General features: G+C 68.8%; 17 protein-coding genes. 10 read left to right on the forward strand and 7 right to left on the reverse strand.

Annotated elements, in window-relative coordinates; all coding sequences use genetic code 11:
• Positions 1-34 precede the first annotated feature (34 nt).
• Positions 35-1,069 (reverse strand): serine hydrolase, encoded by a 1,035-nt coding sequence (locus ABFX45_RS24225; protein WP_346132064.1) that lies wholly within the window; start codon positions 1,067-1,069, stop codon positions 35-37.
• 49 nt (positions 1,070-1,118) lie between these two features.
• Between ABFX45_RS24225 and ABFX45_RS24230 the strand changes: the two genes are divergently transcribed.
• Both ABFX45_RS24230 and ABFX45_RS24235 read left to right on the forward strand, forming a co-directional pair.
• Positions 1,119-1,802, forward strand: coding sequence for an SDR family oxidoreductase (locus ABFX45_RS24230; protein ID WP_109637941.1), 684 nt, complete (start codon positions 1,119-1,121; stop codon positions 1,800-1,802).
• A 13-nt stretch (positions 1,803-1,815) separates the two neighbouring features.
• Positions 1,816-2,433 (forward strand): alpha/beta hydrolase family protein, encoded by a 618-nt coding sequence (locus ABFX45_RS24235; protein ID WP_346132066.1) that lies wholly within the window; start codon positions 1,816-1,818, stop codon positions 2,431-2,433.
• On the opposite strand, the gene ABFX45_RS24240 is transcribed toward ABFX45_RS24235, so the two are convergent.
• Positions 2,420-2,845 carry a MarR family winged helix-turn-helix transcriptional regulator gene (locus ABFX45_RS24240; protein ID WP_109637310.1) on the reverse strand — a complete coding sequence of 142 codons (426 nt, stop codon included), beginning with the start codon at positions 2,843-2,845 and terminating at the stop codon, positions 2,420-2,422. The genes ABFX45_RS24235 and ABFX45_RS24240 overlap by 14 nt on opposite strands.
• Before the next feature lie 82 nt (positions 2,846-2,927).
• Here ABFX45_RS24240 and ABFX45_RS24245 point away from each other — a divergent pair, with 82 nt between their 5' ends.
• Positions 2,928-3,803 carry a hypothetical protein gene (locus ABFX45_RS24245; RefSeq protein WP_346132069.1) on the forward strand — a complete coding sequence of 292 codons (876 nt, stop codon included), beginning with the start codon at positions 2,928-2,930 and terminating at the stop codon, positions 3,801-3,803.
• On the opposite strand, the gene ABFX45_RS24250 is transcribed toward ABFX45_RS24245, so the two are convergent.
• The 3 genes from ABFX45_RS24250 to ABFX45_RS24260 are packed head-to-tail and all read right to left on the reverse strand — an operon-like array spanning position 3,787 to position 6,479.
• Positions 3,787-4,590, reverse strand: coding sequence for an alpha/beta fold hydrolase (locus ABFX45_RS24250; RefSeq protein WP_346132071.1), 804 nt, complete (start codon positions 4,588-4,590; stop codon positions 3,787-3,789). The two genes, ABFX45_RS24245 and ABFX45_RS24250, sit on opposite strands and share 17 nt — an antisense overlap.
• Before the next feature lie 18 nt (positions 4,591-4,608).
• Positions 4,609-5,040 carry a cupin domain-containing protein gene (locus ABFX45_RS24255; protein ID WP_346132073.1) on the reverse strand — a complete coding sequence of 144 codons (432 nt, stop codon included), beginning with the start codon at positions 5,038-5,040 and terminating at the stop codon, positions 4,609-4,611.
• Positions 5,037-6,479, reverse strand: a complete 1,443-nt coding sequence (locus tag ABFX45_RS24260) for a diguanylate cyclase domain-containing protein (protein ID WP_346132075.1) — start codon at positions 6,477-6,479, stop codon at positions 5,037-5,039. The genes ABFX45_RS24255 and ABFX45_RS24260 overlap by 4 nt, the downstream gene beginning before the upstream one ends.
• 182 nt (positions 6,480-6,661) lie before the next feature.
• Here ABFX45_RS24260 and ruvC point away from each other — a divergent pair, with 182 nt between their 5' ends.
• The 7 genes from ruvC to ABFX45_RS24295 all read left to right on the forward strand — a co-directional run bounded on the left by ruvC (position 6,662) and on the right by ABFX45_RS24295 (position 12,873).
• Positions 6,662-7,228: a crossover junction endodeoxyribonuclease RuvC gene (ruvC, locus tag ABFX45_RS24265; protein ID WP_346132077.1), complete on the forward strand. Its 567-nt coding sequence runs from the start codon at positions 6,662-6,664 to the stop codon at positions 7,226-7,228.
• Between the two features lie 30 nt (positions 7,229-7,258).
• Entirely contained in the window at positions 7,259-7,840 is a 582-nt protein-coding gene (gene ruvA, locus ABFX45_RS24270; RefSeq protein ID WP_346132079.1) for a Holliday junction branch migration protein RuvA, read from the forward strand.
• The gene (gene ruvB, locus ABFX45_RS24275; RefSeq protein WP_109637325.1) at positions 7,837-8,850 is read left to right on the forward strand and encodes a Holliday junction branch migration DNA helicase RuvB; all 1,014 of its coding nucleotides are present in this window, start codon (positions 7,837-7,839) and stop codon (positions 8,848-8,850) included. Before ruvA ends, ruvB begins: the two co-directional genes overlap by 4 nt.
• A 90-nt stretch (positions 8,851-8,940) precedes the next feature.
• A complete protein-coding gene (yajC, locus tag ABFX45_RS24280) occupies positions 8,941-9,285 on the forward strand; it encodes a preprotein translocase subunit YajC (RefSeq protein WP_170155001.1) in 345 nt (114 codons plus the stop codon).
• Between the two features lie 129 nt (positions 9,286-9,414).
• Entirely contained in the window at positions 9,415-11,202 is a 1,788-nt protein-coding gene (gene secD, locus ABFX45_RS24285) for a protein translocase subunit SecD (protein WP_346132082.1), read from the forward strand.
• Position 11,203: 1 nt separating this feature from the next.
• Positions 11,204-12,358 (forward strand): protein translocase subunit SecF, encoded by a 1,155-nt coding sequence (gene secF, locus ABFX45_RS24290; RefSeq protein WP_346132084.1) that lies wholly within the window; start codon positions 11,204-11,206, stop codon positions 12,356-12,358.
• A 23-nt stretch (positions 12,359-12,381) separates the two neighbouring features.
• Positions 12,382-12,873: an adenine phosphoribosyltransferase gene (locus ABFX45_RS24295; protein ID WP_346132086.1), complete on the forward strand. Its 492-nt coding sequence runs from the start codon at positions 12,382-12,384 to the stop codon at positions 12,871-12,873.
• An 18-nt stretch (positions 12,874-12,891) separates the two neighbouring features.
• Here ABFX45_RS24295 and ABFX45_RS24300 read toward each other — a convergent pair whose 3' ends face one another.
• On the reverse strand, positions 12,892-13,242 hold the full coding sequence (locus ABFX45_RS24300; RefSeq protein WP_346132089.1) for a hypothetical protein: 351 nt from the start codon (positions 13,240-13,242) through the stop codon (positions 12,892-12,894).
• A 44-nt stretch (positions 13,243-13,286) separates the two neighbouring features.
• Positions 13,287-13,562, reverse strand: a complete 276-nt coding sequence (locus ABFX45_RS24305) for a hypothetical protein (protein ID WP_146771794.1) — start codon at positions 13,560-13,562, stop codon at positions 13,287-13,289.
• Positions 13,563-13,674 lie beyond the last annotated feature (112 nt).

Consider the following 13,674-nt stretch of genomic DNA (forward strand, 5'->3'; position numbering starts at 1 on the left):
GTCTTTGGTCCAGATTTCAGATAAATCTCAGCAATCAGCCGCCGTTGACGGACTTGTAAACCTTTGCACGGTGTTTCGGCTTCGTGGTCGTGATCTTGATGACGGCGTCGAACATCGACCGGCCGAGCTCGGCGCGAGCTGCGACAGCCGGGTGCGTGGTGCTGAAGTCGGCGTCGTTCTGGGCCTTGTCACCGGCGAACGTGCCGGACGCGAACATCGAGTAGATCAGGATTGCCCGATTGTCCTCGCTGAACATGATCCCGGCCTCGTTGCGCCCGTCCTCGAACCAGCCGGCCTTCGTGGCGACCCGCAGGCGCTCGTTGGTCGTCAGGTTCAGCCGCACGCCGTCGGTGAAGCTCGCCGTCGCCCGCAGGATGTTCAGCAGGTACGCCGTCGAGGCCGCGGACAGCAGCTGGCCGTCGACCAGCTTCTGCAGCAACGTGTGCGTCTCGCGCGCCGTCGTGGTGCCGAGGAAGAACCGGTTCGGGTTGGCGACCGGCACGACCTGCGTGTGCACGAAGCCCTTGTCCCGCAGGATCTGGTTCAGCTCCAGCGCCGGCACGACCAGGCCGCACAGCCGGACCGCGGTGTTGTCGGAGACGGTGAGCAGGTTCGCGAGAGCGTGGCCGATGGTGACCTCGCTCGGGTACGCGCCGTCGAGCGCGAAGATGCCGTCGGTGTCCTGGATAACGATGCCGGCGGACACCGTGACCTTCTGGTCGAGCTTGATCAGCCCGCGGTCCACCTTGTCGAGGACGGCGACGGCGACCGCCACCTTGTTGACGCTGTAGGCCTCGACGACCTTGTCCGCGTTCTCGTCGACCGCGGACTTCGTGGTGCCGTCGAGGTCGGCGATCGTGATCAGCGACGACCACTCACCCCGCGCCTTGCGGGTCTGCCGCCGGTAGACCTGCGCCACGCGCCTGCGTGACCTGTCTGCGGTGGCCGGGGAGCGTTCGATCTCGGCCTCCGCGTCATCCTGTGCCTGTGCTGCACCGTTGGAGCCGAGCACGGCCGTCGCGGCCGCGACGGTTCCCAGCCCGAACACGGACCTGCGGTTCAAATTCATGCGCGACATCAAAACAGGCGGCACTGACAGTTCCCTGACTAGGGTCTGGATCATGGAGAACGTCTTCGTGGTGACCGGCGCTTCCCGCGGCATCGGGGCGGCGACCGCCGCGCTGGCAGCCGACGCGGGGTATCGCGTGGTCAGGGCCTCGCGCTCGGCCGAAGAATCTGTCGGGGATCGCGGGTGGGACGCGAGATGCGACGTTTCCTCCTGGGATTCCGTGCAGGACCTCATGGCACGCGTCGAATCGAGGTGGGGCCGGATCGACGTGGTCTTCGCCAACGCCGGGGTTTCGGTGGACACCTCGTTCGTCTCCACCGCCGGGGCGAAGCCCTCCGAGTGGACGAACATGGTGGTCACGAACGTCTGCGGGCCCGCGTTCACGGCGCGTGCGGCGATGCCCGCGCTGATGCGTTCCGGCGGGCATCTGGTGCTGACGGGGTCCGCCGCCGGGCGCGGCGTGCGGCCGGGAAACCTGTACTCGGCCACCAAGTGGGCGGTCACGGGGCTGGCTCAGGCGATCCGCGCCGAGGCGGTGGGCACCGGGGTGCGCGTCACCGTCGTCCAGCCGGGACTCGTCGACACCGACGCCATCCCGCCGTCCAGGGCCGACGATCCGAAGCTGGCACCGGAAGACGTTGGCAGGGCGGTGCTCTACGCGGTGTCCCAGCCGTCCACTGTGGACGTGAACGAGATCCTGATCAGGCCCACCGGTCAGGCTGCCCATCGCTGAGGGGGATTTGATCTTGGAACGCGTTGTGCTCTTCGCCGTCGGCGGAGGCGGTGACCCCGAACGGCATCGCCCGCTGCTGGATCACTTCGAGGCCCACGGGCACCGGGTCATCGCGCCGGCGTTCGACCGGCTGCACCCGCAGCACGCCACCTGGGACGACTATCTCGCGCGTCCTGTTGGCCTGGTGGAAGCGCTGCGGGACGTCGGCCCCGATGCCGAGGTGGCCGTGATCGGCCATTCGATCGGCGCCTGGGCCGCACTGTGCCTCGCCGGCGCCACACCGTGGGGCAGGGAGGGCAAGCCGCTCGACGTACCGAGGGACTCCCGTGTCAGCCGCCTCGTGCTGTACACGCCGGCCGCCGGCTGGTTCGCGGCTCCGGGCGCCCTCGACGAGGTGAGGACGCCGATGCTCGTCTACGTCGGCGAGCTCGACCCGGTCGTGCCGCCCTCGCAGGCCGAGGTCCTGAAGTCCGCACCGGCCGAGGTGGACCTGCGCGTCGTGCCGAAAGCGGGGCACTTCAGCTTCGTGCACGTGCCGCCGCCCGGCATGGACGAGGATCCGGCGTTCGACCGCGATCGGTTCCTCGACGGCATGGTCCACGAGACCTTCGAGTTCATCAGCTCTCGCTGAGCACCGCCGAACACCGCTGCAGGAGCGCGCGCAGCTGCGTGCGCTCCTCCTCGGTGAACGCGTCCGCCAGCTTCTGCTCCACCGCGACCGCGCCCTTGTCGGCCTCGCGGAACTTCGCGTAACCGGCCTCGGTCAGCCGGTTCTCCAGCACGTTGCGCTGCCACTGGTGCGGTGTGCGCTCCACGAGCCCCATGGCGACCAGGTTCTGCAGGATCGTCGTCATCGTCTGTGGCGTGACCAGGCACAACCGCGCCAGCTCCGCCGCGGGCGCCCCGGGGTGGTCGCTCAACGCCAGCAGCGCCGAGTACTGCGGCACGGTCAGGCCCGCCGGCTTCACCGCCGCCGACTTCGCGGCCATCAGCTCGAGCTCGGCGCGCTTGATGTCACCGCCGATCCGATCACCGCTGCGCATCCGTTCATCGTAGGAGTGTGGTAAGAGTATTGATAGCTATCAGAACCCTAATATCTATCAGTTCTCTTACTGGAGGGAAGCAATGCGCGTCGCGCTTGCCGTCATGGCGGCGTTGTTGCTGGTCACGGGCACAGCGGCAGCCACACCGAGGCACATCGAAGCCGTCGCCGAGTCGCTGCACCCCGAGGGCGTGCAGTGGGATCCGACTCGCGGCCAGTTCCTGGTCAGCTCACTGCGCCACGGCACGGTGTCGCTGGTCAGCACCACCGGCAGGGTCCGCACGCTGGTCAGCGGCACGAAGATGGTGTCGACGTTCGGCGTCCAGGTGGACCGCGGGCGGTTGCTCGTCGCGTTCGGCGACATCGGCTACGGCGAACGGCAGGACCCCGGCCAGTCCGGGCTCGGGATCTTCGACCTGCGCACCGGCCGCACGATCAGCCTGATCGACATCCCCAACGGCGCCAACGACGTGGCCGTCGACCCGTCCGGCAACGCCTACGTCACCGGCACACGGGGTGACACGATCTGGAAGGTCGACCGCGCGGGCACCGTCTCGGCGTTCGCGAAGGACCCGCGCCTGGGCGGAGCGTCGTTCGGCAACAACGGGATCGTCTGGGACCCCAGGGGATTCCTCATCACCGGCCACTACACCAACGGCACGCTGTTCAAGGTTACCCGCGGCCACGTCGAGGAACTCCCAGCGCCCAAGCTGCCCGGCGCGGACGGCCTCACGCTCACCCCGCAGGGCCTCGTGGTCGTCACGAACAAGCTGGCCGCGCCGGGCAAGAACGCCGTCACGGTGCTCGACACCCGCACGTGGCAGGTGAAGTCCCAGCGCGACTGGAAGACCGCGCCGACCACGGCGGCCCGCACGCCGCACGGCACCTACGTGCTGAGCGGGTACATCGACGTGCTGGCCGGCGGGTCGACGACGGACGAGTTCAGGCTCGACCGATGAACTCGACCAGCAGCCGGTTGACCTCGTCCGGCCGCTCCAGGTAACCGATGTGCCCGCAGTCGACGACCTCGGCGTAGCGGGCACCGGGGATCGCGTCCGCCACCTCGCGCGACAGGCGGGGTGGCAGGACGAGATCGTCGGCGAAACCGATCACCAGCGACCGCACCGAGATCCGCCGGTACGCGTCGAGGCGCGGCTCGAAGTCGGTCAGCGCCAGCTGCGCGCGGTGACCGGGGCCGAGCGCCGAGCCGGCGAACTCGTACATCTGCAGCCAGTCGCGGGCGACGAGCGGGTCGCTCAGCGTCGAGGGGGAGAGGTTGCGGACCACCGCGGCCGCAGCGTAGAAGGACGCCGGCACTTCGAGGCCCTTGTCGTAGGAGTCCATCAGGCCGCGCGACCACGCCAGCTGCACCGGGTCGGGCCGGGCGCAGGTCGCCATCATCACCGCGCTGCGCAGCAGGTCCGGGCGGGCCAGCGCCAGCTCCTGGGTGACGCGCGCGCCCAGCGACGTGCCGATCACGTGCGCCGGTCCGCCCAGGTGCTCGACCAGCGCGGCGGTGTCGGCGACCATGTCGTCCATCGTGAAGCCGTCCGCGCACTCCGACGACGGCTTGATGCCCCGGTTGTCGAAGTAGGCGACGCGATAGCCGGCATTGACCAGTGCGGGCACCTGATGGGTGCGCCAGACGCGACCGGGACTGCCGGTGCCCATGACCAGCACCACCAGCTCACCGGAACCCTCGGTCTGGACGTTCAGGTCGATGCCGTTGAGCGAAACAAGCGCCATTCCCAAGATCCTAGAAGCCTAGAAGCGGCACAGGGGCCGGATCTCCGCGGCATGAGCGGGATACCGCGCGCACAGCTCGTCCGCATGGCCGAACGACACGATGTCGTCGGTGTACGGCGGCACCACCACCGTGCCGACCAGCGACCAGTCACCGGCGGGCGTGCTGCCCTGCCACACCCCCGCGGGCACGACCACCTGCGGGTTGGTGGCGGACAACTCCGGCCGCGCGACCGAACCGTCCGGGTGCAGCAGCAGCATCCGCAACGGCGACCCGGCGTGGAAGTGGTAGATCTCCAGGTGCTTCAGCACGTGCATGCCCGAGAAGTCCGGGAACCGCAGGAGGTACGCGATCGCGGACACCTCGTCGGACCGGTGCGTCTGCGCGAAGTAGCCGCCCTCGACGGGAAGCTCCTGCATGCCGAGGGAGGCGATCAGCTGCTCTGGGGTCACGTCATCTCCGGAAGCGGGGAACCGTGCACGACGACCATGCCCTTGCCGAGCCGCTTCGCCGTGTACATCGCGGCGTCCGCGGCACCGAGCACCTCGTCGGCCGTCACGGTCGGGTCGTACGAAAACCGTTGCGCCACACCGATGCTGGCGTGCACGTGATGAACTCGGCCGTGCACCTGGTGCGGATGCGCGAGAGCGTCCAGCAGGCGCGCGCCGATGTCGTCCGCGTCCCCGCCGTCGACCAGCACACCGAACTCGTCACCGCCCAGCCGCGCCACGGTGTCCTCCGGCCGGACGCTGTTCTCCAGCCGTGCCGCGACGTTGCGCAGCACGATGTCACCCTCGGCGTGCCCGTAATTGTCGTTGACCGCCTTGAACCCGTCCACGTCGATGAACAGCAGGATCAACGGCCGCGAGCGATCCCTCACCGCAAGCGCGCGCTCCAGCCGGTCCCGGAACAGAGAACGGTTCGCCACACCCGTCAACGGGTCGTGCGTCGCCTCGTGCCGCAGCTGTTCGCGGGAGACGCGGAGCTGGTCCATCAGCCGGATGTTGTCCATCATCGTCAGCAGCTGCCGCACGATCACCAGGCACACCACCAGAATCCCGACGTAGATCTCCACCGGGTTGAGCCGGCCGCCGGTCGCGGTGTTCCAGCCGACGAACAGGCCCGTGATCGCGAGCGGCACGTACGGCACGAGCAGGTGCAGCAGGTCGGCCATGCGCATGCGGCCGGACGACGGTTCGAGGTTGCGCGCCGGGGCGAGCGCGCTGAGGAAGAAGAACGCCGGGCACAGCATGAAACCGATGTCCGCGCTCGCCGGGATCGCCGTGATCCCCTTGGAGATGTAGAACGCGAACACCCAGCCCGACGACGACTGCGCGACACCGGCCAGCGCCACGAACAGCATCGGCCACTGACGCACGGACTGATGCGTCCACGACATCACGACGATCGCCACGAGCAGCACGAGGTACGCGGCGGGATGCGCGACCACCGTGGCAAAACCGGGCCCCTCGGTCGCCCACGCGCGGGTCAGCGACTCGAGCGCCGACACCCACGTCAGCACGAACAGCGACCCGATCACGATCAGCCCGTCGAGCACCACGACCGTGCGGCTGCGGTAGTTCGGCAGCAGGTCGTCGGCGCGGCGCTGCTGCGCCCTGACGACCACGGCTGCCAGGCACAGCACCGGCACCAGCGTGAACCCGAGCGGCGCGATCGTCGTCGTCGGCAGTTGCACGCCCAGGATCTGCTGACCCCAGATCCACGCGGACAGCGCGACGGTCAGGCTCGTCATCGCCGCGGTCATCCAGCCGTCGCGCCGACGCGCGTAGGCGAGCAGTGCCGCCACGGCGAACAACAGCTGCACGACCTTGTCGATCGCGAGGCCGACCTCACGCGGTGCGGCCAGCGCGGTGAGGATGGTGATCGCCATGAAGGTGCCTACGCACCCCACAACGAGCCAGAACCTCTTCACCGCTACTCCCGTGATCGAAACCCGACCACCGTAGTGACGCCGGTGTGGACTTGTCGAACCGTGTCGGTGCAAGTCCCTCTTCGGTGCACCGGATATGGTTCGAACGGTTGTTCGTTCCGGTTGCGGGGAGTTGGGCTGTCGTGCGCGTGTTCGGGGTCGACCCCGGTCTGACCAGGTGCGGCTTCGGCGTGGTCGACGGCGGGCCCGGCCGGACCGTGCGCATGGTCGCGGTCGACGTCCTGCGCACACGCGTGGACGCCCCGTTGTCCGTGCGGTTGCACGAGCTGTACGTGGGCGTCTGCGAGTGGCTGGACCGCTACGAGCCGCAAATCGTGGCCATCGAACGGGTCTTCGCGCAGCACAACGTCCGCACCGCGATGGGGGTCGCGCAGGCTTCGGGCGTGGTGGCTCTGGCTGCGGCGCAACGGAACCTGCCGGTCGAGGTCCACACGCCGTCCGAGGTGAAGGCCGCCGTCACGGGATCGGGGCGCGCGGACAAGGCGCAGGTGACGGCGATGGTGACGAAGCTGCTGGGGCTGAAGGTGGCGCCCAAGCCGGCGGACGCGGCGGACGCCCTCGCCCTGGCCATCTGCCACCACTGGCGCGCGCCGATGCGCAACCGCATGGAGGAGGCGCAGGCACGCGCCGCCGAACTCGCCCGTGTGCACAAGGCCAAGCTGGCCGAAGCCGCCAAGCGAACTGTCTAAGGTCCAGCTCGTGAAGTCCGGAGGAACCAGGTGATCTCGTCACTGCGCGGCCAGGTGCAGCACGTCGGCCTCGACCACGCCGTCGTCGAGGTGGGCGGCGTCGGGTTCGCCGTCCAGATGACCCCGACCACGCTCGCCACCCTGCGCCGTGGCGAGGAGGCGAGCCTCGCCACCACCCTCGTCGTCCGCGAGGACAGCCTCACCCTGTTCGGGTTCGCCGACGCCGAGGCCCGCGAGCTGTTCGGTCTGCTCCAGACCGTCAGCGGCATCGGCCCGCGCATCGCGCTGGCGACCCTCGCCGTGCTGGAACCGGACAAGCTCCGCCACGCGCTGGCCGAAGGCAACATCACCGTGCTGACCCAGGTCCCCGGCATCGGCAAGAAGGGCGCGGAACGCCTCATCATCGAGCTCCGCGACAAGGTCGGCGCCCTCCCGGTGCCCACCCAGCCCGCGCACAGCCAGACCCGCGACCACGTCGTCGAGGCGCTGCTCGGCCTCGGCTTCCCCGCCAAGGCCGCGGAAGCCACGGTCGACAACGTCCTCGCCGAGAACCCGGACCAGTCCACCCCCGCCGTCCTGCGCCGCGCGCTCGCGACCCTGGGGCGCAAGTGACCGAGGACGAGCTCAGCCCCTTCGCCGCGCCGGCCGAGCGCGACGTCGAAACCACCCTCCGCCCCCGCGACCTGGACGAGTTCGTCGGCCAGCAGCGGGTGCGCGAACAGCTCGAACTCGTCCTGCACGGCGCCATGCGCCGCGGCACCGCCCCGGACCACGTGCTGCTCAGCGGCCCTCCCGGCCTCGGCAAAACCAGCCTGGCCATGATCATCGCCAAGGAACTGGGCAGCGCCATCCGCATCACCAGCGGCCCGGCGCTCGAACGCGCGGGCGACCTCGCGGCGATGCTGTCCAACCTGGTCGAGGGCGACGTCCTGTTCATCGACGAGATCCACCGCATGGCCAGGCCCGCGGAGGAGATGCTGTACCTCGCGATGGAGGACTTCCGCGTCGACGTCGTCGTCGGCAAGGGCCCAGGAGCGACCAGCATCCCGCTCGACATCGCCCCGTTCACGCTGGTGGGAGCCACGACCAGGTCCGGGGCGCTCACCGGCCCGCTGCGCGACCGGTTCGGCTTCACCGGCCACATGGAGTTCTACAGCGCCGACGAGCTCGACCTCATCGTGAAACGCAGCGCCAAGATCCTCGGCGTCGACCTCCACGACGACGGCGCCATCGAGATCGCGGGCCGTAGCCGCGGCACACCCCGCATCGCGAACAGGCTGCTGCGCCGAGTCCGCGACTTCGCCGAGGTCAGGGCCGACGGCAGGGTCACGGAGGACATCGCACGGCAGGCCCTGGAGGTCTACGACGTCGACCAGCTCGGCCTCGACCGGCTCGACCGCGCGGTCCTGACGGCCCTGGTCAAGAGCTTCAACGGCGGCCCTGTCGGGGTGTCGACCCTCGCGGTCGCGGTCGGTGAGGAACCGACCACGGTGGAAGAGGTGTGCGAACCGTATTTGGTGCGGGCTGGCATGCTGGCCCGGACACCACGCGGCCGAGTGGCGACGCCCGCAGCGTGGCACCACCTGGGGCTGGAACCGCCCGCCGGAGATCAACTGTGGTGACCTGGCACAATCGGTGAAAGCACCTGGACATATCGGACGTGCGTCGAGGCATGTCCACTTGATCGGAGAATGATGGACCTTACGTCTTTGATGTTCCCGTTGCTGCTGGTGCTGCTGGCCGTGCCGCTGTTCCTCAGCGCGCGCAAGCAGAAGCGGGCGATGGCCGAGCAGCAGCAGCTGCAGAGCTCGCTCCAGCCGGGCGACAAGGTGATGACGACGTCTGGCCTGTACGGCACCGTCGCCGACGCGAGCCACGACACCACCATCGACATCGAGATCTCCGAGGGTGTCGTCACGCGCTGGCTGCGCGCCGCCATTCGCGAGAAGGTCGCCGACACGAACGAGGCGGTCGTCGAGGACAAGGCGGACGAAGACGAGGAGCCGGTGGCCACCGCACAGGTCGCCGAGCCTCTGGACCACAACGCCAAGAAGTAACCGCATACGCTGGCACTCCTGGAGTTGGCAACTGTGAAGACCGCCAACTCCAGGTAGTGACGCGCAGCTCACGCGGCGCGCGTTACGCTGCGCGCTCGGAAACCATCGCTACTAGGAGACGGACGGATCGTGGCACCTCCGGCCGGGCAAATTCGCCCTGCGAAGTACTTGGCGAGTTTTGTCCTCATCGTGGTCGCTCTTTACGCCCTGGTGTTCTTCACCGGGAACGGTTCGGCCAAACCCAAGCTCGGTATCGACCTCCAGGGCGGCACCATCGTCACGCTGACCGCGCGTCAGGAAGACGGGGCCCAGCCCAGCGAGGACGCGCTGAACCGCGCCCGTGACCTCATCGAGGTCCGCGTCAACGGTCTCGGCGTGTCCGGTGCCGAGGTCGTGCGCGACGGCAACAACCTGACGATCACCGTGCCCGGCGCGGACAGCGAAGGCGCGAAGGGCCTCGGCCAGACCGCTCGCCTCGCGTTCCGCAAGGTCCTCGGCCAGCCGGTCCCGGCAGGCGCCGCGCCGAACACCCAGGCGCCGTCGTCGAGCACCCCGCCGTCGAGCAACGCGAGCACGCCGCCGTCGTCGCCGGACCAGACCGCGTCGCAGCCGTCGTCGAGCAACGCCCCGCAGGGCCGTCCCGCTCCGAACCTGGCCGCGCAGCCGTCGAGCACGCCGCCGTCCTCCAGCACCGCCCCGTCGTCCAGCGCGGCCCCGACCACGCCGTCCGCCCCCTCCAACGTCGACCCGAAGGTCGCGAAGGAGATCCAGGAGGCCAAGGCGCTGCGCCAGAGCTCGGACCAGCAGGTCCTGCAGCAGGCCGCGATCATGCTCGACTGCACGCAGCCCGACCCGCTGCGCGGCAACGACGACCTGGACAAGCCGCTCGTCACCTGTGACGAGAAGGGCGAGTTCAAGTACATCCTCGCGCCGGTCAACCCGCCGAAGGAAGACACGCAGACCAAGCCGGACGACTACACCAACTACTCCCGCCTGACGGGCGAGGACATCAACAACGCCGCCGCCAACAGCAACCCCAACGGCACCGGCTACGTCGTCAACCTCGACTTCAAGTCCGAGGGCGGCACCAAGTGGGCGAAGTTCACCTCCGCCAACGTCCAGCAGGCCGTCGCGGTCGTGCTCGACGGTGAGGTCATGTCCGCGCCGACCATCCAGTCGGCCATCGAGGGCGGCTCCACCGAGATCAGCGGCAAGTTCACGCTGAAGGAGGCCCAGAGCCTCGCGAACACCCTGAAGTACGGCGCGCTGCCGCTGTCCTTCGACGCCTCCGAAGCGCAGACCGTCTCGCCGACGCTGGGCCTCGCCTCGCTCAAGGCCGGTCTGATCGCCGGTGGCCTCGGCCTCGCGCTGGTGTTCGTCTACTGCATGTTCTACTACCGCCTCCTGGGCATCCTGACGATCCTGTCGCTGGGTCTGTCCGGCGTGATCGTCTACGGCGTCCTCGTGCTGCTCGGCCGCTGGATCGGGTTCACCCTCGACCTCGCCGGCATCGCCGGGTTCATCATCGCGATCGGTATCACCGCCGACTCGTTCATCGTCTTCTTCGAACGACTGAAAGACGAAGTGCGTGAAGGCCGGACGTTCCGCTCGGCCGTGCCGCGCGCGTGGGTCCGCTCCCGTCGCACGATCCTCTCCGCCGACGCGGTCAGCTTCATCGCCGCCGCCGTGCTGTACGTGATCGCGGTCGGTCAGGTGAAGGGCTTCGCGTTCACCCTGGGCATGTCGACGGTCCTCGACCTCGTCGTCGTGTTCCTCGTGACGCACCCTCTGGTCGCGATGGCGTCGAAGTCCAAGTTCCTGTCCAACCCGAACCTGTCCGGCCTGGGCGGCGCCCTGCGCGAAGGTGCGTCGCACCGCGCGGGCGTGTCCGGCAAGTCCGCCGTGAAGGAGGCCTGACATGGGCAACGTGTTCACGCGCCTCTATGTGGGCAACGGCGCTTTCGACATCGTCGGCAAGCGCACTCGCTGGTACATCACGTCCGGCATCATCCTGCTCGTCTGCATCGGCTCGATGGTGTTCAACGGCTTCAACCTGGGCATCGACTTCAGGGGCGGCACGAAGATCTCGATGCCGTCGGTGTCGGCCTCCGGGCAGACGATCTCGACGGGCACCGTCGAGGACGCGTTCGCGAAGGCACTGCCGGGCAAGCGGCCGACCTCCGTGCAGGCCGTCGGCTCCGGTGACAGCGCGACCATCCAGATCAAGTCGACCACGCTGAGCATCAACGAGGTCGCCCAGCTCAAGACCGGTCTGGCGCAGGACGTCAGCCCGCGCGGCGGTCAGGGAGCGATCTCCGACAGCGCCGTCTCCGCGTCCTGGGGTGGCGAGATCAGCGTCAAGGCCCTGTGGGCCCTGTTCTGGTTCTTCGTCCTGGTGACGCTGTTCCTGGTGTTCTACTTCGAGTGGCAGATGGCGGTCGGCGCGCTCGTCGCCGTCTTCCACGACGTCATCATCACCGCGGGCGTGTACTCGCTCGTCGGGTTCGAGGTGACGCCGGCGACGGTCATCGGTCTGCTCACCATCCTCGGTTTCTCCCTGTACGACACGGTCGTCGTGTTCGACAAGGTCAAGGAGAACACCCGAGGCCTGCTGGGCCTGACCCGCCGCACGTACGCCGAGGCCGCGAACCTGGCGCTCAACCAGACCCTGATGCGCTCGATCAACACCTCGCTGATCGCGCTGCTGCCGGTCATCGGCCTGCTGATCGTCGGTGTCGGCATCCTGGGCGTCGGCACGCTCCAGGACCTGGCGCTCGTCCAGCTCGTCGGTATGTTCGTCGGTGCCCTGTCGTCGATCTTCATCGCGACCCCGGTGCTGGTCGACCTGAAGATGCGCGACCCGAAGTACATCGCGCAGGCCAAGCGCGTGGCCACCCGCCGCGCCAAGGCCGCAGGCCCCCAGGTCGCCGAGGGCATCGAGTCGCAGGACGACGAGGCGCTCGCCCAGGACCTGCGCAAGGAAGAGGCGCTCGCCGCCGCCGCGGCAGTGCCTCACCGCACCGCCAAGGCGACCGACGCGCGCCGCCGCCCGACCGGAAAGCGTCAGCGTTGAAGCTGGATCGTGCTCTGGACTTGATGCGTGAGGTCCCGGACTTCCCCCTGCCGGGTGTCGTCTTCCGGGACCTCACGCCGGTCCTCGCCGACCCGGACGCCCTGCGCGCCGTGGTCGACGCCCTGCAGGACAAGATCGACGACAGCACGCAGGTGATCGCCGCCATCGAGTCGCGCGGCTTCCTCCTGGGCGCTGCTCTGGGCTACGGCTGGCGCTACGGCGTCGTGCCGCTGCGCAAACCGGGCAAGCTGCCGGTGGTGGCGGACTCCGTGTCGTACGACCTGGAGTACGGCACGGCTTCTCTGGAGCTGCCCGCGGACGCCATCCAGCCCGGCCAGCGCGTCGTCGTGGTGGACGACGTGCTCGCCACCGGCGGCACCGCCGAAGCCGCGTGCACGCTCGTCGAGCGCGCCGGCGGCATCGTGACCGGTGTGTCCGTGGTGCTGGAGATCGCCGCCCTGGGCGGGCGTTCCCGCCTGGCCGGCCGCGAGGTCAGCGCTCTGCTCGCCGTCTAGGCGGTTCGGCGGCGGTGGTCAGCTGATCAGCACCGCGTACACGTTCGCGAACGCGCCCATGAGCCCGCCGACCACGATCCACACCAGGACGTAGATCGGCACCGTCAATGGGATCAGGACCCACGGCTGGACGCGGGTCCTCATCAGGATCAGCCAGGTGATGGTCGAGGCCAGCACCCAGAACACCGCGCCGATCACCAGCGCGGGCAGCAGGTTGACGAGCCCGGCCTGGGTCTTCAGCGCGGCGGCGAGGAACGCCACGATCAGCGCGATGTACCAGATGAAGGCCCCGGCTGCGCAGTGCAGGAACGGCGTGCCCTTCTTGACGGGCTGCCGGCTCGGTGGTGGTGCGAACGGGTTCGGCTGCACGTGGTCCCCCCAGACCTGATGCTCACGTGGAGCGACCAAGCATGTCAGGCGGGTGGCGGCGGCGCTACGAAAGCGGCCCCGATTGAGACGAACACCAACGTCACCAGCGATGCCGGTGCGGTCACCACGGCTATCTCCCACAGCTTCGGGGCTTCCGCGCGGCGCAGGATCAGCCAGCTCATGGTGGTGGCGAGGAGCCAGCCCACCGCCGAGCCGATGATCGACCTCGGGTCGATGTAGCTCGGGTCGTCCAGGGCCAGGTACGCCATCGTGCCCAGCCAGACCGCGCTCATGGCCGCGCACCACAGGAGTGTCCTCACGCGGGGAGTGTCTCAAGCGGCTTCGCCGGCCTGGTACATGCCCTCCTTTGCCGGGGCGTGTGCCGTACTGAATTTCTGTTGTCGGTTTTGTTCACGGTTGCATTGCGTCTAG

This window comes from Lentzea roselyniae (genome assembly GCF_039537795.1).
Taxonomy (GTDB): Bacteria; Actinomycetota; Actinomycetes; order Mycobacteriales; family Pseudonocardiaceae; genus Lentzea; species Lentzea atacamensis.